We start from the raw sequence: 21,590 nt of genomic DNA, 5'->3' as shown, positions 1-21,590 counted from the left end.
GCACGCGGCAGGACTAGACTGCGACCACCGGATGCCGCCCATCGCTGCCATGAACGCCACTGCCCACAGCTTCATCGTCAACCTCGACGTCCCCGACCTGGCCGCCGCCGAAGACTTCTACATCCGGGCCTTCGGCCTGCGCATCGGCCGCCGTCTCGGCCCGGGTGCCGTGGAGCTGCTCGGTGGGCCAACGCCGCTCTACCTGCTGCACAACGACGCCGGCAGCGCCGCCACCGAAGACGGCGACGTGCGCGACTACGAGCGCCATTGGACGCCGCTGCACCTGGATTGGGTAGTGGATGACATCGACGCCGCGCTGGTACGTGCAGTCGCAGCCGGAGCGACGCTCGAGCAGTCCTTGCGCGAGCGTCGCTGGGGACGCATCGCCGTGCTGGCCGATCCGTTCGGCCACGGCTTCTGCCTGATCCAGTTCAGTGCTGAAGGCTACGACGCGCTGGTCGAATGACCGTTGCACCACTCACCACGGCAAAGGCACTGCCTCGCCATTGGCACGCTCGCCGTAGTACAGCGACGGCAGCAAGCGCGAGAGGAAACTGAACTCCGTATAGCAGTGCTTGAGCAGGCCCAGGCCGACCGCATCGCCGGCCTCGCGGTGCGGATCGGCGCTGTCCAGGCCGAGCACGAAGCGGCTGCGCAGCACACAGCCAAACGGCGTATCACGCGCCACGTGCAGCATCTGCCCGTCGCAGGGATCACCGTTTGCATCCAGGCGGACGTGGTCGCCGAAGCCCATGCGCGCGGCGATCACCGCCGATACATCGCCTGCATCCTGTGCCGCCTGCAGGCGCTGGGGCACCAGCAGCGTGCGCGGGTCATGGAACTTCAGGCGTGCCGCCACCGGCGGAATGTCGGCCAGCGATTCCACCGCATGGATGCTGGCACCGTGGTAGCTGCGCCCGCGCTGCCACGCCGCGTCCCAGCCGCGATGCTCGACATGATCGACCGGATGCCACCAGCGGATGTGCTGGGTGGTCTCGAAGAAGGTGAACCACCAGTCCAGCATGCGGCCCTTGCAGCCGTGCAGATCGCTACGCACCGCCACCAGCAGGGTGCCGTCTTCGCGGCGCTGGATGCCGGTCTCCAGGTGCATCGGCGCCGGGTCGAGCAGATCGTGGTGGTCCAGCCAGGCGCGTGCGTTCACAGCGGTATCCATCGGGGTCTCCTGCGGTGTTGGGAGACCCGACAATACGGAAACGTTATTCGTTTCTCAATTAGCCGGATGCGGTAAGATGGGCACAATGAACAGCACGACCCTGTCCGAGTCCACAACGCCGACCCGCCGCCGCGGCCGCCCTGCGCGCCCGGAGGCGGAAGTCCGCCACGCGGTACTGCAGGCCACCCTGGAGCTGCTGCTGGCACAGGGTTACGAGGCCACCACCATCGAAGCGGTGGCGGCGCAAGCCGGGGTGGCGAAGAAGACGGTGTATCGCCACGCCAGCAATCGCGAGGAACTGGTTGGGCTTGCGGTGCGCGAATGGACCGACGGCTTCGCGCCGCAGCTGCAGCGCGATGCGCACGGTGCCGACGAGGTGCTGCCGTTGCTGCAGGACATCCTGCAGGCGGTGTGCACGCAGGCACTGTCGGCGCAGGCGGTGCAGGTGTTCCGGCTGCTGGCTACCGATTTCCCCGGCAAGGATGCGCTGCTGCAGGCCTATCTGGACAATGGCATCGAACGCGGCCGAGCGCTGCTGGCTGACTGGCTGGAACGGCAGCAGCAGCGTGGGCTGCTGCGTGAGGGGGATTCCGCACGCATGGCGCGACTGATCCTGGCAATGGCCGTGGCCGAGCCGCTGCGCGAACGCGTGATCGGCGTGGTGGCCGAGGATGCGCCGGTGGAGGTGCACCTGCGTGAGTGCATGGCGTTGTTGGCGCCGGTGTTGCGGGTGCCGTAGGGTTGCCCCATCCGCGCATGGACGACAGTGGGTGGTGGGTGCCGTCCGTTGGTCGGCACCACATCATCCATCGCAGCTCATTCGCGCAGCATATCCACGAACGCGCGCAGCGCACCGGGCATCTGCCGCTGCTTCGGGTAGTACAGCGCGAAGCCGGCGAACGGTTCGCTCCATTCTTCCAGCACTGCCACCATCTGGCCGGATTCGATATACGGCCGCGCCGTGTCTTCCAGCACGTAGGCCAGGCCGATGCCATCAAGCACTGCACCCACGACGGTGCCCTGCTCACTCAACGTGAGCCGGCCCGGCACATCGATCTCCAGCGCTTGCCCGCTACGCTCGAACTGCCACTTGTAGAGATGCCCGCTGGCGAAGCGGAAGCGGATGCATTCGTGTGCCGCCAGGTCCCGCGGATGCTGTGGTGCCGGGTGTCGCCGCAGGTAGTCCGGCGAGCCGACAATCAGCCCGCGCAGCGGTGGCCCCATCGGCACCGCCACCATGTCCTCGGGCACGAACTCGTGCAGGCGCACGCCGGCGTCGTAGCCCTCGGCGACGATGTCGACCAGGCCATCGTTCTCGGTCAGCTCCACCCGCACGTCGGGGTGAGCGTGCAGGAAGCGCGCCAGTCGCGGCCCCAACTGGGTCGGTACCGCCGCGCGGGTGGCGTTGATGCGCAGCAGGCCGGCCGGGGCGGCACGGAACTGGTTCATCTCTTCCAGCGCGTCATGCACCTGGCCCAGCGCCGGCTGCAGGCGCTCCAGCAGGCGCTGCCCGGCCTCAGTCAGGGCCACGCTGCGCGTGGTGCGATGGAACAGGCCCACCCCCAACCGTTCTTCCAGCGCGCGGATCGCATAGCTCACTGCCGAGGTCGACAGCGCCAGCTCGGCACCGGCGCGGCGGAAGCTGCGGTGGCGGGCAACCGCCGCGAACGCGGCCAGGTGGGTGAGGTTGTCAGTGGCCATGATTGTGCAGTTCCACTTGATGAATCATGCCGATATCCACGCTTCTTGCCATTGCGAACGCGGCGTATTGTAAAGCGCCTTTCGATAAACCCTGCCAAGGATTCCCCATGTCCCTCGCCCGTGGTTACGCCGCCCATTCCCATACCGCTCCGCTGGTCCCCTATGAGTTCGAACGCCGTGCGGTCGGTCCCGACGACGTGCGCATCGAGATCCTCTACAGCGGCATCTGCCACTCCGACCTGCACCAGGCCCGCGATGATTGGGGTGGCTCGATCTACCCGATGGTGCCGGGCCACGAGATCATCGGCCGCGTCACCGAGGTCGGCAGCAACGTCACCCGCTTCAAGGTCGGCGACCACGCCGGCGTGGGTTGCATGGTCGACTCCTGCCGCCACTGCGACGCCTGCCAGCACGACCTGGAGCAGTACTGCGCCGAGGGCGCGACCTGGACCTACAACGGCCGTGAACGCGAAAGCGGCGCACCGACCTACGGCGGCTATTCCGACCACGTGGTGGTCGAGCAGCGCTTCGTGGTGAAGGTGTCCGACACCCTCGACCTGAAGGCGGCCGCACCGCTGCTGTGCGCCGGCATCACCACGTGGTCGCCGCTGCGCCATTGGAAGGTCGGCCCGGGCCAGAAGGTCGGCGTGATCGGCCTCGGCGGCCTCGGCCACATGGGCGTGAAGTTCGCCAAGGCGCTCGGTGCGCACGTGGTGATGATCACCACCACCCCGGAAAAGGGCGCCGATGCCAAGCGCCTGGGCGCCGATGAGGTGCTGGTCTCGCGCGATGCGGCGCAGATGAAGGCGCACGCCGGCAGCTTCGACTTCCTGCTCAATACCATCCCGGTCAGCCATGACACCAATCCGTACATGGGCCTGCTCAAGCGCGAAGCCACCATGTGCCTGGTCGGCGTGCTGACCGAACTGGACCCGCCGTTGACCGGTGGCAGCGTGATCTTCGGCCGCAAGCACCTGACCGGCTCGGCGATCGGCGGCATGGCCGAAACCCAGGAAATGATGGACTTCTGTGCCGAGCACGGCATCGTCAGCGATGTGGAGATGATCGACATCAGGAACGTCAACGAAGCCTGGGAGCGCATGGCGAAGAACGACGTGCGCTACCGCTTCGTGATCGACATGGCGACGTTGACGAACGCGGCCTGAGCCAAGACGGATCTGGAAATGAAAAACCCCGGCAATGCCGGGGTTTTTCTTTTGGGTAGTGCCGGCCGCTGGCCGGCAACCCCGCATGACGGTCAGTACGCGAACTCGCGGAACACCGGATCGACGTCACCATGCCAGCGGCCATGGAACAGCGCCAGCTTGCGCTCGGCCGGGGTCAGGCCGGATTCGACGATCTCCTGCAGCACGTCCAGGAACTTGCTCTCGTCCTGGCCATCGGCATTACGTGCGGCGCGACGCTTGAGGCCTTCCACCGAGATCTTGACCGCCTCGCCGGCGAGGTCACGCACGGTGCCATTGCGGAACGGCAGGTTCATCGCATGCTTCGGCACGCCGTCACGCAGCGCATGGCGCTCGGCCAGGGTGAAGTCACGCACCAGGTCCCAGGCGGCATCCAGTGCGGTGTCGTCATACAACAGGCCCACCCAGAATGCCGGCAGCGCACACAGGCGGCTCCACGGGCCACCATCGGCACCACGCATTTCCAGGTACTTCTTAAGGCGCACTTCCGGGAACGCGGTGGTCATGTGGTCCGACCAGTCGCGCAGCGTCGGCAGCGCACCCGGCAGCACCGGCAGCCTGGCCTGCATGAAATCGCGGAAGCTCTGCCCGCTGGCGTCGTGGTAGATGCCATCGCGGTAGGAGAAATACATCGGCACGTCGAGCAGGTAGTCGACATAGCGCTCGTAACCAAAACCATCCTCGAACACGAAGTCGAGCATGCCGGTGCGGTCGGCGTCGGTGTCGGTCCAGATGTGCGAGCGGTAGCTGAGGTAGCCGTTCGGCTTGCCTTCGGTGAACGGCGAATCGGCGAACAGCGCGGTGGCTATCGGCTGCAGCGCCAGCGACACGCGGAACTTCTTCACCATGTCCGCTTCGGTGGCGTAGTCCAGGTTCACCTGCACCGTGCAGGTGCGGGTCATCATGTCCAGGCCCAGCGAACCGACCTTGGGCATGTACGAGCGCATGATCTTGTAGCGCCCCTTGGGCATCCACGGCATTTCATCGCGCTTCCACTTCGGCTGGAAGCCCATGCCGAGGAAACCCAGCTGCAGTTCGCCGGCCACCTGCGCCACTTCATTGAGGTGGGTGCCGGTCTCCACGCAGGTCTGGTGGATGGTTTCCAGCGCCGCACCGGACAGTTCCAGCTGGCCGGCCGGTTCCAGCGTCACCGAGGCGCCATCGCGCAGCAGGGCGATCGTGCTGCCGTTCTCCTGCACGGGCTCCCAGCCGAAGCGGACCAGGCCGTTGAGCAGCGCTTCGATGCCGCGCTCGCCCTCGAAGGTCGGCGGGCGCAGGTCATCCAGGCGGAACCCGAACTTCTCGTGCTCGGTGCCGATGCGCCACTGCGCGCGGGGCTTCTCGCCGGAGGCGATCACCTCCACCAGCTGCGAGCGGTCGGTAATGGGGGTATCGGCGACGTGGCTGGGGCTCGACAAGGGAGAGGCTCGCTGGACGGTGGCGGGGGATGTGGGGCTCGCGGCCTTCCATCGCAAGGGCGCACTATAGCGTGGCACCCCGTCGCGTCATGCGACGGTGACGGGTTTCAGCATCCTACCGACGCCCTCTTGACCCTCGTACACTCAACGTCATGAGCCGCCATTCACGACACCCCGAACTGCACCGCTCCGAACGCGTCGGCTGGCTGCGCGCCGCCGTGCTGGGCGCCAACGATGGCATCGTCTCGGTGGCCGGGCTGGTGGTTGGCGTGGCGGCCAGCGGCGCCTCGGCTGCAACCATTCTGGCCACCGGCGTGGCCGGCACCGTAGCCGGCGCGATGTCCATGGCTGCCGGCGAGTATGTGTCGGTGCAGACCCAGGCCGACACCGAAGCAGCCGACCTGGCGATGGAGAAGCGCGAACTGCGCGACAACCCGCACAGCGAGCTGGAAGAGCTGGCCGCGATCTACCGCCACCGTGGCCTGGAACCTGCATTGGCCCGGCAGGTAGCCGAACAGCTCACCGCCCACGATGCGCTGGGCGCGCATGCGCGCGACGAACTGGGCATCACCGATACCCTGCGCGCCCGCCCGCTGCAGGCAGCGCTGGCCTCGGCCGGTGCGTTCACCTGCGGTGCGGCGCTGCCAGTGCTGGCCGCCCTGCTGGCGCCGGTCGACAAGGTCGCACTGATGACCACGGCCAGTACCCTGCTCGGCCTGTGCCTGACCGGCGCGGTGGCAGCCCAGGCCGGCGGCGCCCCGCCGGTACGCGGCGCAATGCGTGTGATGTTCTGGGGTGCACTGGCAATGGCCGCCGCTGCAGGCGTCGGTCGCCTGTTCGGCGCCCAGGTGACATGACCGGCATGCTGCCGCCAGTTACCGCACTGCTGGCCGAGATGGCCAGTCTGGCCGGCTGCGCACGCGCCGAAGGTTATGCGTGCATCACCGCTCGGCGCGAACATGGCGCCAGCTCGGTGGAGATTCCGCAACCCCAGTTCGCGATCCTGCTGGAAGGCCGCAAGCAGGTGCGTACCGCGCACCAGTCGCTGGAGTTCATCCCCGGCGACATCCTGCTGCTGACCCAGCGATGCCGCATCGATGTAGTCAACACCCCCGACCCACGCAGTGGCCGCTACCTCAGCGCCATCGTGCCGCTGTGTGCCGAAGTGCTGGCGGCCGCACGCACGCTGTGGAGCGGGGAGCTTCCCGCCGCTGGTCATGCGATGGCGCGACTGCCGTTGATCGATCATGGCGCGGTGCTGCGCCAGTGGCGGCAATCGCTGCAGGACGGCCGTTACAGCGAAGCGCGGCTGGCCCTGGCCTCGTTGGTACTGACCCTGTGCCGGCAGGGCCACGGCAACCTGCTGCTGCCGCAGGCGCCGAGCCTGGGCGAACAGATCCGCGACCGCATCGCCGCCGAACCGGCCCGCGACTGGCAATCGCGTGATGTGGAAGCGCTGTTCGCGCTGAGCGGCGCGACCCTGCGCCGTCGCCTGGCGGCCGAGGACACCAGCCTGCGCCAGCTGCTCACCGAGGCCCGGCTGGCGCATGGCATGCAGCTGCTCTACACCACGGACCTGCCGTTGAAGACCGTGGCCGCACGCGCGGGCTATCGGTCTGTGGCGAGTTTCAGCAAGCGCTTCGCCGAGCAGTACGGGCTGGCTCCCACAGACATTTGAGAGGGTTCGGCAGGGCTTGCAGCCCTGCACCTGCAGAGGCAACGGCAACAGCGAAAGCAACAGCAACAGCGGCTATCCGTGGGATGGCGGGGCGGTGTTGGTGGGCAGGACACGCCGTAAACCCGTCCCTGGGGGCTCGATGGCGCCATCCATGGCGCCAACGGTCCTGCCCACCCACACCGCCCCACCTCTGACAGATTTCTGCAGCTGTTGGTAGGTGTCGACCTTGGTCGACACATCTGTCAGATATCAAATGAGTCATCCACGCATGGCGTGGATCTACTGTATCGACCAAGGTCGACACCCACCGAGGCAATACGTCGTTCCAACAGATCGCGGAAAACTGTCGAAGGCGGGGTCGGTCCGGTTGCGGGGGCGTGAGCCGCATGGATGCGGCGACCGAGCTTACAGGGACGTACTTGCAGCGGCCCCCGCAACCGGACCCACCCCGCCATCCCACGGATAGCCCGCTGTTGCTGTTGCTTCGGCTGTTGCTGTTGCTTCGGCTGTTGCCGTTGCCTCTGCGGGTGCAGGGCGCAGCCCTGCAGACAACACTCCTTCCCTGAGCATTCCACGTAGTGGTTTGAGCGCCGCGCACACGCCAGCCACGGCACGCTAGGCCAACAGAACCGCCCGTCATCCACCGAGACCCCTCATGACCCTGCGCCACCTTCCCCTTCGCTCCGCCCTGCTGCTGGCCCTCTCCTCCCTGCCGCTGGCCGCGCTGGCCGAAGCCACCTCGCCCGCCCCCACCCGACAGGTACCGGGCGTCTACCACCTGCGCGTCGGCGCCTTGCAGGTCACCGCCCTGTTCGATGGCGTGGTCGCGCTGGGCCGGCAGGAAGTGGTGGACGTGCCGCCCACCCTGGTCAGCCGCCTGCTGGAAGGCCGCTACGTGCCCGAAGACAAGAAAGGCCTGCAGACCGCGATCAACGCCTTCCTGGTGCGCCAGGGCAACCACCTGACTTTGGTCGACACCGGCACCGCGCAGTGCTTCGGCCCCGGCCTGGGCCAGGTGCTGGGCAATCTGCGCGCCTCCGGCGTGGATCCGGCCGAGGTGGATGAGGTGCTGCTGACCCACGCCCATCCGGACCACCTGTGCGGCGTACTCGACGCGCAGGGTACGCCGGCCTACCCCAATGCCACGGTGTGGCTGTCCAAGGCGGATGCCGATTACTGGCTCAACCCAGCCAGCGAGGCCACCGCGCCGAAGGGCGTGCGCTTCGCCTTCCCGCTGGCACGCAACGCGGTGGCGCCGTATCAGGCCAGCGGCCACCTGCGCACCTTCAGCCCCGGCGATGCCCTGCCCGGCGGCGCGGTGGCGATGGACACCCATGGCCACACCCCCGGCCATGTCTCCTACCGGTTCGACAGCCAGGGCCAGTCACTGCTGGTATGGGGCGATGTGCTGCACTTCCACGCGGTGCAGTTCGCGCATCCGGAAGCGGCATTTGAGGCGGATTCGGACCGCAATGCGGCCACCGCCAGCCGTCGCAGTCTGCTGCAGCAGGCCACGGCCAATGGTTGGTGGGTGGCTGGTGCACATCTACCGTTCCCCGGCCTGGGCCATGTGCGCAGCGAAGGCCAGACCTACGCCTGGGTGCCGGCGGAGTATTCGCCGTTGAAATGACCCGTGTAGAGCCGAGCCCATGCTCGGCTACCGCGCTCAGCGTGCCGGGATTCCACAGCCGAGCGTAGGCTCGGCTCTACAGGAAGGCAGGGGATGCCTTACTCCAGCCCCAGCCAGCCGCCGATCACGCCACGGGCTTCGTCCACGCCGGTACGGTCTTCGCCGGAGAACACCTGCACGCTGACGCTGTCACCGTAGGCCGATTGCAGCTCCTTGCGCACCTTCTGCAGGGACTGCATCTGCTGGCTGCGGCTGAGCTTGTCGGCCTTGGTCAGCAACGCGTGCGCCGGCAGGCCGCGCTGCACGGCGTAGGACAGCATCTGCCGGTCGTAGTCCTTCAGCGGATGGCGGATGTCCATCACCACCACCAGCCCCTTCAGGGCTTCGCGGGTGCGGAAGTACTTGTCGATGAAGGCCTGCCAGTGCGCCTGCAGGTCCAGCGGCACCTTGGCGTAGCCGTAACCGGGCAGGTCGACCAGATGCGCTTCCGGGGTGACCTGGAAGAACACCAGCTGCTGGGTGCGGCCAGGGGTCTTGGAGACACGGGCCAGGGCGTTCTGGCGGGTCAGCGCGTTGAGCGCACTGGACTTGCCAGCGTTGGAGCGGCCGGCGAAGGCCACTTCAGCCCCTTCGTCGGGCGGCAGCTGCCGCACGTTGTGGGCCGAAAGGTGGTAACGGGCGCGTTCGATGAGCAATGACATATGCCTAGGATCGCATGTTGCGACGCCGCGCGCCCGTGCCGGCGGCCGTTGCGGGCATTTTGCTGCACTGCTGCGTTGACCGTGTGCTGAAACGGCGTTGATAATCCGGGCGATGCCGGCGGCCGCCGCCCGGCCCGGTCCATACGGAGCTTCAGCATGCGCCACGCTCGCGTTCTTGCCGTATCCGCCCTTGCCACTGCTGTAGTCGTTGCCGCTGCTGCGTTCGCGCAGACCACGTTGACCCCGCTGCCCGACAACGGGCCGATCAATACCGCCTCGCTGGAGGTGGATTTCAGCAAGACCCACTGGGGCGATGCCAAGGCCGGCCAGGCCAAGGCCTCGGCCTGCGCGGCCTGTCATGGCGTCGACGGCAATTCCACGGTGGAGATGTATCCGTCCATTGCCGGCCAGAGCGAACGCTACGTGGCCCAGCAGATGGCGCTGATCGCCAATGGCCAGCGCAGTTCCGGCGCAGCAGTGGCGATGGTGCCGTTCGTGCAGAACCTCACCCCGCAGGACATGCGTGATATCGGCGCCTACTTCGCCACGCAGAAAGCCAACGCCGGCATCGCCGATGACACGGCGGTCACCGAGGGCCCCTACAAGGGCATGAAGTTCTACGAGATCGGCCAGCAGCTGTACCGCGGCGGCGATGCCAAGCGCGGCCTGCCGGCCTGCATGGCCTGCCATGGCCCCAGCGGTGCCGGCAATCCCGGCCCGGCCTATCCGCATCTCGGTGGCCAGCACGCCAGCTATGTCGCGCGCCGCCTGCAGGAGTACCAGGCCGGCCAGACCAACGAGACCGACAAGGCACACTTCCAGATCATGGCCACGGTCGCGCAGAAGCTGAGCGAGCAGGAGGTGCAGGCGCTGTCGAGCTACCTGCAGGGCCTGCACAACAAGGCCGACGACGTGGCCGCTGCAGCTACGCCGACGCAACCGGCTGCCGCCCCCTGACCACCACTGGTCGGCCTGGGCCGCCACGTCGGCCCACGGCTGCGGTATGTTCCTTCACGCCGGCGGCTGCGCCGGCGTTGCTTTTTTCAACGGAGATGCGTGTCGATGAGGTTGATTTCCCGCCTGCTGTTGTCCGTGCTGGTACTGCTGCCGCTGGCAGCCTGCGCCGCCACCCCCGCCAATGCCCCGCTGGTCGAGGGCAAAGACTACGAGCGCATCGCGCAGCCGGGCCCGTTCCAGCCGTTGGCCGGCAAGATCGAGGTGGTCGAGGTCTTCGGCTACACCTGCCCGCATTGCGCCCACTTTGAACCGCAACTGGAAGCCTGGGCGGCCAAGCTGCCGGCCGACGTGCGCTTCACCCCGGTCCCGGCCGCCTTCGGTGGCGCCTGGGATGCATGGGCCCTGGCCTACTACGCCGCCGACGAAGTCGGCGTGGCCAAGCGCAGCCACGCGGCGGTCTTCAAGGCCCTGCACCAGGATGGCTCGCTGCCGATGCAGAACGTTTCGGCCGATGAGCTTGCCACCTTCTACAAGGCCTACGGGGTGACCCCGGACCGTTATCTGCAGGCCCTGCGCGGCGATGCCGTACAGAAGAAGGTCGATGCCGCCCGCGCGTTCGCCCAGCGCACCAGGATCCCGGGTACCCCGGCGCTGATCATCAATGGCCAGTATCTGGTGCGCGGCAACAGCTTCGACGACCAGCTGCGCATCGCCTCGGCCCTGATCGCCCAGGCCCGCGCCGCCCGCGGCCGCTGAACCAACACACACCATCGACACGGCGCTGTCGCCGCCGCATGTCATCATTTCCCCCTGGCTGGCGCCTGGCGCCGGCCCCCACCTTTCCAGATGCTGGAGACGTTTCCATGAAGATCCGTTACGCCCTCGCCCTCGCAGCGCTGCTGCCGATCCTGGCGGCCTGCAAGGCCGACGACGGCAGCACCAACACCACCGCGGCGCCGGCCGAACCGGCTGCAGCTCCGGCGGCCACCGAACCGGCCGCTCCGGCCGCGGGCAGCGAAGGCACCGCTCCGGCGGCCGCCGAAGGCGAAAAGGCCCCGGCCGAAGCCGCCCCCGCCGCGGCGCCGGCCCCGACCACCGCCGCGCTGACCGGCCCGGCCCCGGTGGAAGGCGCCGATTACCAGGTGATCCCGAACGGCCAGCCGTTCCAGCCGGCTGCCGGCAAGATCGAAGTGACCGAGATCTTCGGCTACGTCTGCCCGGCCTGCGCCGCATTCCAGCCGCTGGTCGGCCCGTGGAAGGCCGGCCTGCCCAGCGACGTGAACTTCGTCTACGTGCCGGCCATGTTTGGCGGCACCTGGGATGACTACGCCCGTGCCTTCTACGCCGCGCAGACCCTGGGCGTGCAGGAAAAGACCCACGAAGCGCTGTACGCCGCCATCCACTCGCAGAAGACCCTGAAGGGCGAGCGCGGCCGTGACTCGGTGGAAGACATCGCCAAGTTCTACGCCGCCTACGGCGTCGATCCGAAGCAGTTCGCCGCCACCATGGGCAGCTTCGCGGTGAATGCCAAGACCAACTCGGCCAAGCAGTTCGCCCAGCGCAGCCAGATCAGCGGCACCCCGTCGATCATCGTCAACGGCAAGTACCTGGTGAAGGGCAAGAGCTTCCCGGACATGCTGCGCATTGCCGACCACCTGATCGCCCGCGAACGCGGTGCGGCCCAGGCTCACTGATCCAAAGGACGTTGTTCCCGGCCGTGAATTCCCCCCGCACACGGACCCTGCGTTTGCTGACGGCCAACATCCAGGCCGGCTCAAGTACCCGCCGCTACAGCGACTATGTGACCCGCAGCTGGTCACATGCGCTGCCGGCGGGTCGCAAGCGCAGCAGCCTGGACGCGATCGCCACGCTGGCGCGCGACCATGACATCGTCGGCCTGCAGGAGGCCGACCCGGGCAGCCTGCGTTCGGGCTTCACCAACCAGACCCACTACCTGGCCCAACGCGCCGGCTTCAACTACTGGAGTCACCAGCCGAACCGGCGCATGGGCGGGGTCGCATCCAGCGCCAATGGCCTGCTGAGCAAGCTGGAACCGGTTGAAGTGCAGGATCACGCCCTGCCCGGCCGCATCGGCGGGCGCGGCGTGCTGCTGGCCAAGTTCGGCGACGGCGCCGATGGCCTGGCGGTGGCAGTGGCGCATCTGTCGCTGGGCGCGGGATCGCGGATGTCGCAGCTGGGCTTCATCGCCGAGCTGTTGTCCGACCACCCGAACGCCGTGTTGATGGGCGATTTCAACTGTCTGGCCGAGCGCCCGGAAATGCAGGTGCTGTACCAGAAGACCCGGCTGCAGCCCCCGGGCTGCATCGTGCCGACTTTCCCCAGCTGGCGCCCCGACCGCGCCATCGACCACATCCTGGTCAGCAGTGGCCTGCAGACCCGCACCGTGGAAGCCGTACCAGCCGCGTTCTCCGATCACCTCGCCCTGGCGATGCAGATCGACGTCCCGGCCGACGCCCTGCGCTGACTCGCCGTTACGGTAGGTGCGGACCGTTGGTCCGCACGCTCTGCGCCGGGCGCCGCCCGGCGCCCCCTAAATCGGGGCATAAACGACTTAATCCCCTCCGTCCCCTTTTTTTCAGGCGGTGACGGGTGCCTTCAACCGCCGCGCGGTCATCGTGCTGCCCACCGAGGCCAGCACCGTGCAGCCGATCGCCAGCCACTGCAATCCATGCAGGTGCTCGTGCAGCAGCAGCATCGCCCACAACGCGGCCACCGCCGGTTCCATGCTGATCAGGATGCCGAACGTTTCCTTCGGCAGGCGCTTGAGCGCCATCATCTCAAGCGACATCGGAATCGCGCTGGAGACCAGCGCCACCAGCAGGCCGGCCGCCAGGATCTTCGGCTCGAGCAGCGCGGCGCCGGCATGCACCACCCCCACCGGCACCACCACCAGCGACGCGGCCAGCAGCCCCAGCGAGACCGAGTGCCCAGCGTGCAGATGACCGGCACGCTTGCCGAACACGATGTACAGGCCCCAGCACGCCGCTGCGCCCATCGCATACAGCACGCCAGCCGGATCCAGCGCCGGGCCACCGCCCAGCGGCAGCAGCAGCAACAAACCCACCACCGCGCAGCCCACCCAGACGAAGTCGATGGGGCGTCGTGATGACAGCATCGCCACCGTCAGCGGCCCGGTGAACTCGATGGCCACCGCGATGCCGAAGGGAATCGTGCGCAGCGCCATGTAGAACAGCAGGTTCATCAGGCCCAGGGTGAGCCCGTAGCGCAGGATGGTGATCGCGTCCACGCGGCTGGTCCTCCAGCGCCATGGCCGCCAGAACATCAGCAGCAACAGGGCCGAGAAGCCCACACGCAGCGCGCTGGTGCCCTGGGCGCCGATCAGCGGGAACAGGTGTTTTGCGTAGGAGGTGCCGATGGCCAGCGAGGTGACCGAGCCGAGCACCGCCAGCGCCGGCAACATCGGCGCAAATCGTGAGGTCTGCATGCGCAAAGTCTATTGCGCCAGCGCCGAGCACTTGGCTCAATTGACAGCCCGTTCGTGCAACTTCTGCTCGCCATGGCCACCGCCCCCGTGCTCGACAGCTTCGACCGCGCCATCCTCGACCTGCTGCAGCGGGACAACACCCTGCCGCAGCGCGAGATCGCCGAGACCGTGCACCTGTCCACCCCGGCCGTGCAACGCCGGATCAAACGCCTGCAGGACAGCGGTGTGATCTCGGCCAACGTGGCGGTAGTCGCCGCAGCCAAGGTCGGGCGACCGCTGACCATCATCGTCGAAGTGCGCGTGGTCAGCGAGCAGCGTGATCACGTGGCGCCGTTCAAGCGCCGCGTGCAGGACGACCCGGCGGTGCAGCAGTGCTACTCGATCACCGGCGACGGCGATTTCCTGCTGCTGGTGTCGGCCGCGTCGATGGAGGAGTACGAGGCGATCACCGAGCGGTTGTTCGGCGGCGATGACAACATCGAGCGCTTCCGCACCTCGGTTGCACTGGGAACGTTGAAGCGCAGTTTCGAAGTGCCACTGGACCCGGTTCTGTAGCGCTGAGCCATGCTCGACTGCGCTTTGACCGCAAAGCAACAGCCGCCGAGCATGGCTCGGCGCTACAGTCGGAGACCATGAACACATCGCCCTCCCCCGCCCGTCGCCTGCGCCGCTGGCTGCTGCGCGGCCTGTGGCTGGTCATCGCGATCGTTGCCGCCATGGCACTGTGGAACAGCCCATGGGCCGCTGCACCGAAACTGCTGTGGACACTCTCGCGGATGCCTCCGGCCACCGAGCTTCCGGTGCCGGTGGAAGGCGTGCGGCCCCGCCAGATCGCCGATACGTTCGGCGCTCCGCGCGGCCGTGACCGCTCCCACGCCGGCATCGACATCTTCGCCAGGCGCGGCACCCCCGTGCGCAGTGCCACCGCCGGCGTCGTCGTGGATGTCAGCGAGCGCGGCCTCGGTGGCCGCCAGGTCTGGGTGATCGGGCCCGGGCGTGAACGTTACTACTACGCCCATCTGGACGACTGGGCTGAGGGCTTGGCGCGCGGCCAGGTGGTCCAGGCCGGCGACCTGCTCGGGCATGTAGGCGACAGCGGCAATGCCAAGGGCACGCCGCCGCACCTGCACTGGGGCATCTACGGCACCGACGGCGCGCGCGATCCACTCCCGCTGCTGCGCTGACCCAGCCCACACCCGGATCATCGGATCGATTCGTTCATTATTTGTAAATAGGAATAGTTCGTATTACGATTTCTTTCGTTTCCGGTGGCGCCAGGACGGCCTGCCCGCCCTCCCCCTACCCGTAGCGCCTCGCCTTCTGGATGCCGGCCGAGCGCGCGTGCTCGTCCAGGACCCCCATGACCCGTTCCGCCTTCCGTACCCCGCAGCCGCAACGGCTGTCCGTTGCCGTGCTCGCCGTTCTCTGCGCCGTGGCCCCGGCCGCCTTCGCCGACACCGCCGCCGACCCGACCACATTGGACAAGGTGGTGGTCAAGGGCGAACGCGCCGAAGGCTATTCGGTGCGCCGCACCTCGGCCGGTACCCGCTTCGACCTGGCACCGCGCGAGATCCCGCAGTCGCTCAGCATCATCAGCCACCAGCGCATCGAAGATCAGAACCTGGACGACATCATCGACGTGCTGGCCAACATCACCGGCGTGACCAGTACCCAGTCCGACAGCGAGCGCACCGAGTTCTATGCGCGCGGCTTCTACATCGATGCCTACCAGTTCGATGGCCTGCCGACGCAGATGGTGCAGAACTGGAGCTACGGTGATTCCGGCCTGGACCTTGCGCTGTACGACCGCGTGGAAGTGGTGCGTGGCGCCACCGGCCTGCTCAGTGGTGCCGGCAATCCGTCCGCGTCGGTGAACCTGATCCGCAAGCATGCCGACAGTGCCGAGCTGGCCGGCAGCGTGTCGGTGAACGTCGGCAGCTGGGGCCGCACCCGCACCACCGTGGACGTAGGCAGCGCGCTCAACGCCAGTGGCACGGTGCGCGGCCGCGTAATCGGCAGCTACCTGGACACCGATGGCCAGATGGACCGCTACAACCAGCGCAAGACGCTGGGCTATGCCGTCATCGACGCCGACCTGACTCCGGACACCCAGTTGAGCGTGGGCTACGACTACCAGCAGAAGCGCGCCAACGGCGCGACCTGGGGCGGTTTCCCGATGCTGTATTCGGATGGCTCGCGCACCGGCTACGACGAATCGTTCAACGCCAGCCCGGACTGGACCTACTGGGACACCACCAGCAAGCGCGCCTTCGCCACCCTGCAGCACGCCTTCAGCAATGGCTGGAAGTTCAAGGTTGGCGCCACGCACGATGAGACCAAGGCCGACGACAAACTGTTCTACCCGGCCTACAACGACTGGACCACGGGCGAATCGAACTTCGACAGGACCACCGGCGCGGGCATCTCGCCATCCGCAGGCTTCTACAACACTGAGCGCAAGGTCACCGGCGTTGATGGCTACATTGACGGCCCGTTCCAGCTGTTCGGCCGCGAGCACCAGCTGATGGCCGGCGTCAGCTACAACAGGCGCGAGTACGCCAACTACGGCGACTACCAGGTCGGTGGCCCGGGCCAGACCTGGGATCCGTTCGCCCGCTATCTGAACTGGACGGGCAAGATCGGTGAGCCGAACTGGAACCCGCTGGCCCTGGCCAGCGAGGGCACCATCACGCAGAAGGCCGGTTACGCGGCCGCGCGCCTGTCGCTGGCCGATCCGCTGAAGCTGATTGTCGGCGCTCGCTACACCGACTGGAAGAGCGAGGGTGAAGGCGCCGACCGCGCGCACAAGGTCACCACCCCATACGCCGGCCTGGTGTTCGACATCAACGGGACGTACTCGACCTACGCCAGCTACACCGAAATTTTCCAGCCGCAGACGCTGAAGGACCGCAATGGCGGCTACCTCGATCCGGTCGATGGCAAGAGCTACGAAGTTGGCGTCAAGGGCGCGTGGTTCGACAACCGCCTGAACGCCTCGCTGGCCGTGTTCCGCATCGAACAGGACAACGTCGGCCAGGCCACCGGTGAGCCGGTGCTGGGCAGCCAGAACGAGTTCGCCTATCGCGCTGCACGCGGCACCGTCAGCCGCGGCGTCGAGTTCGAGGTGAACGGCGAACTCGCCCCGGGCTGGAATGCGACCTTCGGTGCGTCGCGCTACGTGGCCAAGGACATCAACGACGCCGACATCAACACCAACCTGCCGCAGACCGCACTGAAGCTGTTCACCAGCTACACCCCGCAGTCGCTGCAGGCACTGACCGTCGGTGGCGGTGCCAACTGGCAGAACCGCATCTACTACCCGGTGCCGGCCTACGGCCGCATCGAGCAGAGCGGCTACGCACTGGTCAGCGCCTTCGTGCGCTACCGCATCTCGTCGGAGTTCAGCGTGCAGGCCAACCTCAGCAACCTGCTGGACAAGAAGTACCTGTCGCAGATCAACGGCTACGGTGCCTACGGCGATGGCCGCAACGGCTCGCTGACGTTCACCTGGGCGTTCTGATCAGACGCGGGGTACGACCGCGCCGCACCTGTAGAGCCGAGCACATGCTCGGCTCAGAGAATCAGCCGAGCGCGGGCTCGGCGCTACATCCGCAAGGCAGCGCCGGAACTGTCCGGCGCTGCCACCCTCACATCAGAAGCGCAGGTCCGCGCGCAGGTACCAGTAACGGCCACGCGGGATGTCGTAGGTCGAGGCGTCGTAGCCGTTCAACGAGCACGACAGGCAGATCGGCGGATCCTTGTCGAACACGTTGTTCAGGCCGGCGGTCAGCTGCAACCCCTTCATCCAGTCGATCTTGTAGCCCACCTGCATGTCGTGGAAGGTGGTGGCCGACAGCGTGTTGGTACCCGCAGCCTGGTTGCTGCACACCGGGAAGGCCGCGGCATCGCCACAGTTCTCGGTCAGCTCGGAGATGTGCCGCACCGTCCAGTTGGCGCTCCAGCGGTCCAGCGTCCAGCCGATGCTGGCGTTGCTGGTCCATTCGGGAATCGAACTGTCAGCCACTTCCACGCCGGGCTTCTGCGGCTGCTTCTGCCCGGCCGCGCCGGTGGCCTCGTAGCGGCCGACAAAGGTGTTCTTCCAGCCCAGCTTGAACTGGCCGATGGACGTCTGCGGCAGCGTCCAGAACAGATCCACGTCCCAGCCGTCGGTCTTGATCGAGCCCAGGTTGGTCAGGCGGTTGTTGAAGCTGCTGACCGCACCGGTGCTTGCACGGGTAATGCCATCACAGTAGATCGGGTCCAGCGTCTCCACGCACAGGTCCAGCTGGGTCTGCGCGTTGATTGCCTGGATCGCACCGTCGATGGCATGGCGGTAGAAGGTCACCTCCACATCGAAGCGCTCCGACCACGAGGCATTGTTGCCGAACCACGGGCTCCACACGAAGCCGGCACTGAAGCTGCGTGAACGTTCCGGGTCCAGCTCGCGGTTGCCGCCGGTGGTCACCGAGATCTGCGAGTTGGCCTGCTGGAAGCCGGCCGGCACGCCCAGCGCGGCACAGTTGGCGGCGCTGCCACGCGGCGGCGTGCCGCCCAGGCCCACCGAGCACGGATCGAACAGCTGCAGGTCGGCACGCGCCGCCGAGCCGTACAGTTCACCGATCGACGGCGCGCGGAAGCCCTCGGCGTAGGTGGTGCGCAGCACGAAATCATCGGTCACCTGCCAGCGCAGGCCGTACTTGGGCGTGAACTCGCCACCGAAGGTGGAGTAGTCCGAATAACGGCCGGCCAGGCTCAGGTCCAGCTTCTTGCCGAACGAGGAATCGGCGAAGATCGGCACGCTCAACTCCAGGTAAGCCTCGTTGACATCGTAGGAACCGGAGGTCGGCTGCGACGGCACGCCGTTGTAGTGACCAATCACCGTCAGCGGATCGGGCTGGTAGGAGCCCTTGTACTTGCGGTACTCGAAACCGGTGGCGAAGGACACCGGACCTGCCGGCAGCGAGAACAGCTCGCTGGACAGGTTGGCGGTGAACAGGCTCAGCTCGTTCTGGCTGCGGTCGCGCACCACCGGCTGGATCCACTTCAGCATGTCCGGGGTGATCGAACCGACGCCACCAAAGATGTTCAGCGGCACGCAGCCCGGCGTGGCCGCGCACACCGCCGGATCGCCCAGCGCCATGTTCACCTTGTAGATGTCATAGCTGCCGTAGTTGGTCTGTTCGGCCTTGTTCTTGCTGTACATGCCGTTGACGTCCCAGTACCAGCTGCGGTCGGCGGCATGGAAGTCACCGACCAGGCCGGTGGCGAAATAGGTGGTGTCCACTTCCTGCTTGAACACGCGCGCACCGCCTTCCACCGGACGGCGGCCGATCAGGCTCAGGTTGTCGCCCGCTACCAGGTCAAACCCGAACGGGTTGTACGGGTTGAGTGCAGACACGGTGATGTTGTCGGCCAGCGGATTGCCGGTGGCGCCATCGGGGCCGAAGAACAGCGGCTCGGGGCCGGCCTGGTTGGTCGACTCGCGACGGTTGCCCAGTGCCTTGACGTACCACTGCACGTTGTCGGTGATGTCGAAGCGGAACTGGCCGAACAGGCCCTTGCGCTCCGACGGTGTCAGCACCATGTTGTATTCGGCGAAGTTGAAGCGGTCGGCGGTAGCGAAGCAGTGGTAGTCATCCGTGCGGCTGCAGCCGGCACTGCCGTCGTAGCGCGGATTGCTCACGCCGGTATTGGGCACGATGTTCTGCACCGCACCGGTGTTCGGGTCGGTGAACATGAAACGGCCCTGCGGAATGCCGCCGCTGCCGAAGGCCAGACCGGTGCCGGGAATCGGGAAGCGCGACTGTTCGCGGTCCTTGGCAAACACCGGATCCTGCTTGGTCCAGCTGGCGCCCAGGAACAGGCTGAAGCGGTCGCCGCTCTTGCCCCAAGCCAGGTCCACGCCCTTCTGGGTGCCGTCGCCCTTGCTGTACTCGCCGTAGTTCAGCGTCACCTGGCCACCATCGAAATCGCGGCGGGTGATGATGTTGACCACGCCTGCAATGGCATCGGAGCCGTACAGTGACGACGCGCCATCTTCCAGCACCTCGATGCGCTCGACGATGGCCAACGGAATGGTGTTGAGGTCGGTGGCCGAGCCGACGCCGGAGGCGGACGACTCATTGACCCAGCGGATGCCATCGACCAGCACCAGCACGCGCTTGGCCCCCAGGTGGCGCAGGTCGACCTGCGCCGAACCGGCACCTACGCCACTGCCATCGGGCGGGAAACCGAAGTTGCCGGACGAGTTGAACTTGGCGTTGAGCGCCGAACCGGAACCGGTGAGCTGCTGCAGCACTTCGCCGATCGAGGTCAGGCCGGTGCGTTCGATGTCACCGCGCGTCAATGTCTGGATCGGCACCTGGCCTTCGACTTCAGCGCGCTTGATGCGGGTGCCGGTCACTTCCACCGCATCGAGGTTGGTGGTGGATTGTGCAGCGGCACCCAGCGGTGCCAGGGTCATCACGCACAGCGCGACGGCAACCGCCAACGGGCGGTGGTGCAGGTGATTCATTCGCTCTCTCTCCAAAGGAATGTCGGGACATGGACTGCCGCGCTCCCCCCTGCATGGCGGCAGCGTCTCCTTTGTAAACAAGTGGTAAAAGGCCCGGCGTGACGGTCGACACTCTTTCACGTGGAATTGACGCAATTACAGGCGCTTTGCGTCAAATAGCTGCAGTTATGACCTTGCGATGGTGTTCACGGCACGCGGCCTTGATGCCGGCCGCGACATCGCGCGCCGGGAGTTGCCGCATTTATCGAACAGGTCTTTGCCGAACCATTTCAGAAGTAGTCTGAAATTGCTTGATTCAGAAGGCCCCGCTGATCGGTCCGGTGCAGACTCGAACCTCCAGCCAATCGCAGGAGGATGGATCATGAAACCAGCAAGTGGCGCGCCGGGCGTTACGATGGTGATGACGCTGCTTCTTTTCCTGGCAGGCGAATCGAGAGCGGGCGGCGTAATCGAGTGCAACGACTGCCCCTCTCCCAGCAATGCGGCCTAGGCCTCGGGAGAGGGACTGACGGTTGTGGTGGATTTCGAGAGAGCCGAGTTGACTGCTTTCGACGTTGAACATGACCCTGAGAGCGGAGAGTGGCGAGCAAATCCCACCCCGGTTCCAGCGCAGATTGAAATGGCTTTTCTGCGGATCCTGGATGCGACGCTGTCAGCGGGGCAAGCGCCGCTCATGCAGCAATCACCGCATGAGCGGCAGTGAGACAAAGCTCTATCGCACGAAGGCAATCCGCTCCATACCGGTCGCCTCGGCCGCGGCCAGAATCCTCGCCATGCCTTCGTACTCGGCCGCCGGATCGGTGGCGATGCGCAGCTCCGGCAGGTTGCCGGCATGTTCGCCCACCTGTGCCTGCAGGCGCGCCTGAAGCTCGCTGATCGTCATGGGCTGGCCATTCCAGCTGAGCTGGTTGGCAGCATCCAGGCGCAGCTCGATCGGCGGCGGCGGTTCGGGGCGATCGATCGTGCGATCGGTGGCCTGTGGTAACTGCACGGCAATCGGCCGGGCCACGATCGGCGCGGTCACGATGAAGATGATCAACAGCACCAGCATCACATCCACCAGTGGCGTGACATTGATGTCCGCCAGCGGACCGCTTCTTCCTGCGCTACTGAACGCCATGTGCCGCTCCCTGCAGCCGGGCCGTT

General features: G+C 66.7%; 20 protein-coding genes. 13 read left to right on the top strand and 7 right to left on the bottom strand.

The genetic code is table 11. The features are described 5' to 3' along the window. Positions 1 to 49 precede the first annotated feature (49 nt). A complete protein-coding gene (locus tag R5H29_RS19150) occupies positions 50 to 466 on the top strand; it encodes a VOC family protein (protein ID WP_026347277.1) in 417 nt (138 codons plus the stop codon). A gap of 12 nt (positions 467 to 478) precedes the next feature. Here R5H29_RS19150 and R5H29_RS19145 read toward each other — a convergent pair whose 3' ends face one another. Next, the gene (locus R5H29_RS19145) at positions 479 to 1,174 is read right to left on the bottom strand and encodes a DAPG hydrolase family protein (RefSeq protein WP_329842886.1); all 696 of its coding nucleotides are present in this window, start codon (positions 1,172 to 1,174) and stop codon (positions 479 to 481) included. Between the two features lie 76 nt (positions 1,175 to 1,250). On the opposite strand from R5H29_RS19145, the gene R5H29_RS19140 reads away from it, so the two are divergent. Beyond that, positions 1,251 to 1,913 (top strand): TetR/AcrR family transcriptional regulator, encoded by a 663-nt coding sequence (locus tag R5H29_RS19140; protein ID WP_134731664.1) that lies wholly within the window; start codon positions 1,251 to 1,253, stop codon positions 1,911 to 1,913. A 77-nt stretch (positions 1,914 to 1,990) separates the two neighbouring features. On the opposite strand, the gene R5H29_RS19135 is transcribed toward R5H29_RS19140, so the two are convergent. After that, a complete protein-coding gene (locus R5H29_RS19135; protein WP_164144669.1) occupies positions 1,991 to 2,875 on the bottom strand; it encodes a LysR family transcriptional regulator in 885 nt (294 codons plus the stop codon). Positions 2,876 to 2,982: 107 nt separating this feature from the next. Here R5H29_RS19135 and R5H29_RS19130 point away from each other — a divergent pair, with 107 nt between their 5' ends. Then, positions 2,983 to 4,041 (top strand): NAD(P)-dependent alcohol dehydrogenase, encoded by a 1,059-nt coding sequence (locus tag R5H29_RS19130; protein WP_332329627.1) that lies wholly within the window; start codon positions 2,983 to 2,985, stop codon positions 4,039 to 4,041. 92 nt (positions 4,042 to 4,133) lie between these two features. Here R5H29_RS19130 and R5H29_RS19125 read toward each other — a convergent pair whose 3' ends face one another. Beyond that, a complete protein-coding gene (locus R5H29_RS19125; protein ID WP_019662096.1) occupies positions 4,134 to 5,498 on the bottom strand; it encodes a glutamate--cysteine ligase in 1,365 nt (454 codons plus the stop codon). 152 nt (positions 5,499 to 5,650) lie between these two features. Between R5H29_RS19125 and R5H29_RS19120 the strand changes: the two genes are divergently transcribed. The 3 genes from R5H29_RS19120 to R5H29_RS19110 all read left to right on the top strand — a co-directional run bounded on the left by R5H29_RS19120 (position 5,651) and on the right by R5H29_RS19110 (position 8,806). Beyond that, positions 5,651 to 6,355 carry a VIT family protein gene (locus tag R5H29_RS19120; RefSeq protein WP_019662097.1) on the top strand — a complete coding sequence of 235 codons (705 nt, stop codon included), beginning with the start codon at positions 5,651 to 5,653 and terminating at the stop codon, positions 6,353 to 6,355. Next, entirely contained in the window at positions 6,352 to 7,176 is an 825-nt protein-coding gene (locus tag R5H29_RS19115; protein WP_134735873.1) for an AraC family transcriptional regulator, read from the top strand. The genes R5H29_RS19120 and R5H29_RS19115 overlap by 4 nt, the downstream gene beginning before the upstream one ends. A 655-nt stretch (positions 7,177 to 7,831) precedes the next feature. Next, complete coding sequence (locus R5H29_RS19110) at positions 7,832 to 8,806, top strand: MBL fold metallo-hydrolase (RefSeq protein WP_332329626.1); 975 nt, start codon at positions 7,832 to 7,834, stop codon at positions 8,804 to 8,806. 98 nt (positions 8,807 to 8,904) lie between these two features. On the opposite strand, the gene yihA is transcribed toward R5H29_RS19110, so the two are convergent. Further along, positions 8,905 to 9,507, bottom strand: coding sequence for a ribosome biogenesis GTP-binding protein YihA/YsxC (gene yihA / locus R5H29_RS19105; protein ID WP_005411022.1), 603 nt, complete (start codon positions 9,505 to 9,507; stop codon positions 8,905 to 8,907). A gap of 156 nt (positions 9,508 to 9,663) precedes the next feature. Here yihA and R5H29_RS19100 point away from each other — a divergent pair, with 156 nt between their 5' ends. The 4 genes from R5H29_RS19100 to R5H29_RS19085 all read left to right on the top strand — a co-directional run bounded on the left by R5H29_RS19100 (position 9,664) and on the right by R5H29_RS19085 (position 12,949). After that, complete coding sequence (locus tag R5H29_RS19100; RefSeq protein ID WP_019660638.1) at positions 9,664 to 10,464, top strand: cytochrome c; 801 nt, start codon at positions 9,664 to 9,666, stop codon at positions 10,462 to 10,464. Between the two features lie 105 nt (positions 10,465 to 10,569). Then, positions 10,570 to 11,220, top strand: a complete 651-nt coding sequence (locus R5H29_RS19095) for a thiol:disulfide interchange protein DsbA/DsbL (protein WP_019660639.1) — start codon at positions 10,570 to 10,572, stop codon at positions 11,218 to 11,220. Between the two features lie 107 nt (positions 11,221 to 11,327). After that, positions 11,328 to 12,158, top strand: a complete 831-nt coding sequence (locus R5H29_RS19090) for a thiol:disulfide interchange protein DsbA/DsbL (protein WP_134735977.1) — start codon at positions 11,328 to 11,330, stop codon at positions 12,156 to 12,158. Between the two features lie 53 nt (positions 12,159 to 12,211). Then, positions 12,212 to 12,949, top strand: coding sequence for an endonuclease/exonuclease/phosphatase family protein (locus R5H29_RS19085; protein ID WP_005411026.1), 738 nt, complete (start codon positions 12,212 to 12,214; stop codon positions 12,947 to 12,949). A 111-nt stretch (positions 12,950 to 13,060) separates the two neighbouring features. Here the strand turns inward: R5H29_RS19085 and R5H29_RS19080 are convergent, their stop codons facing one another. After that, a complete protein-coding gene (locus R5H29_RS19080; RefSeq protein WP_329843514.1) occupies positions 13,061 to 13,930 on the bottom strand; it encodes an EamA family transporter in 870 nt (289 codons plus the stop codon). Between the two features lie 72 nt (positions 13,931 to 14,002). On the opposite strand from R5H29_RS19080, the gene R5H29_RS19075 reads away from it, so the two are divergent. From R5H29_RS19075 to fhuE, 3 genes are all read left to right on the top strand, one after another. Beyond that, complete coding sequence (locus R5H29_RS19075; RefSeq protein ID WP_329843512.1) at positions 14,003 to 14,485, top strand: Lrp/AsnC family transcriptional regulator; 483 nt, start codon at positions 14,003 to 14,005, stop codon at positions 14,483 to 14,485. Positions 14,486 to 14,562: 77 nt separating this feature from the next. After that, on the top strand, positions 14,563 to 15,114 hold the full coding sequence (locus R5H29_RS19070; RefSeq protein ID WP_049452794.1) for a M23 family metallopeptidase: 552 nt from the start codon (positions 14,563 to 14,565) through the stop codon (positions 15,112 to 15,114). Between the two features lie 176 nt (positions 15,115 to 15,290). Further along, positions 15,291 to 17,450 carry a ferric-rhodotorulic acid/ferric-coprogen receptor FhuE gene (fhuE, locus tag R5H29_RS19065; protein ID WP_332329625.1) on the top strand — a complete coding sequence of 720 codons (2,160 nt, stop codon included), beginning with the start codon at positions 15,291 to 15,293 and terminating at the stop codon, positions 17,448 to 17,450. Between the two features lie 132 nt (positions 17,451 to 17,582). On the opposite strand, the gene R5H29_RS19060 is transcribed toward fhuE, so the two are convergent. Together R5H29_RS19060 and R5H29_RS19055 are read right to left on the bottom strand one after the other, a co-directional pair. Next, entirely contained in the window at positions 17,583 to 20,444 is a 2,862-nt protein-coding gene (locus tag R5H29_RS19060) for a TonB-dependent receptor (protein ID WP_332329624.1), read from the bottom strand. A 712-nt stretch (positions 20,445 to 21,156) separates the two neighbouring features. Continuing rightward, a complete protein-coding gene (locus tag R5H29_RS19055; protein ID WP_021204654.1) occupies positions 21,157 to 21,564 on the bottom strand; it encodes a biopolymer transporter ExbD in 408 nt (135 codons plus the stop codon). Positions 21,565 to 21,590: the final 26 nt, after the last annotated feature.

The organism is Stenotrophomonas sp. A3_2, assembly GCF_036624925.1.
Lineage (GTDB): Bacteria > Pseudomonadota > Gammaproteobacteria > Xanthomonadales > Xanthomonadaceae > Stenotrophomonas > Stenotrophomonas hibiscicola.
This window is presented reverse-complemented; position numbering and strand designations above follow the sequence as displayed.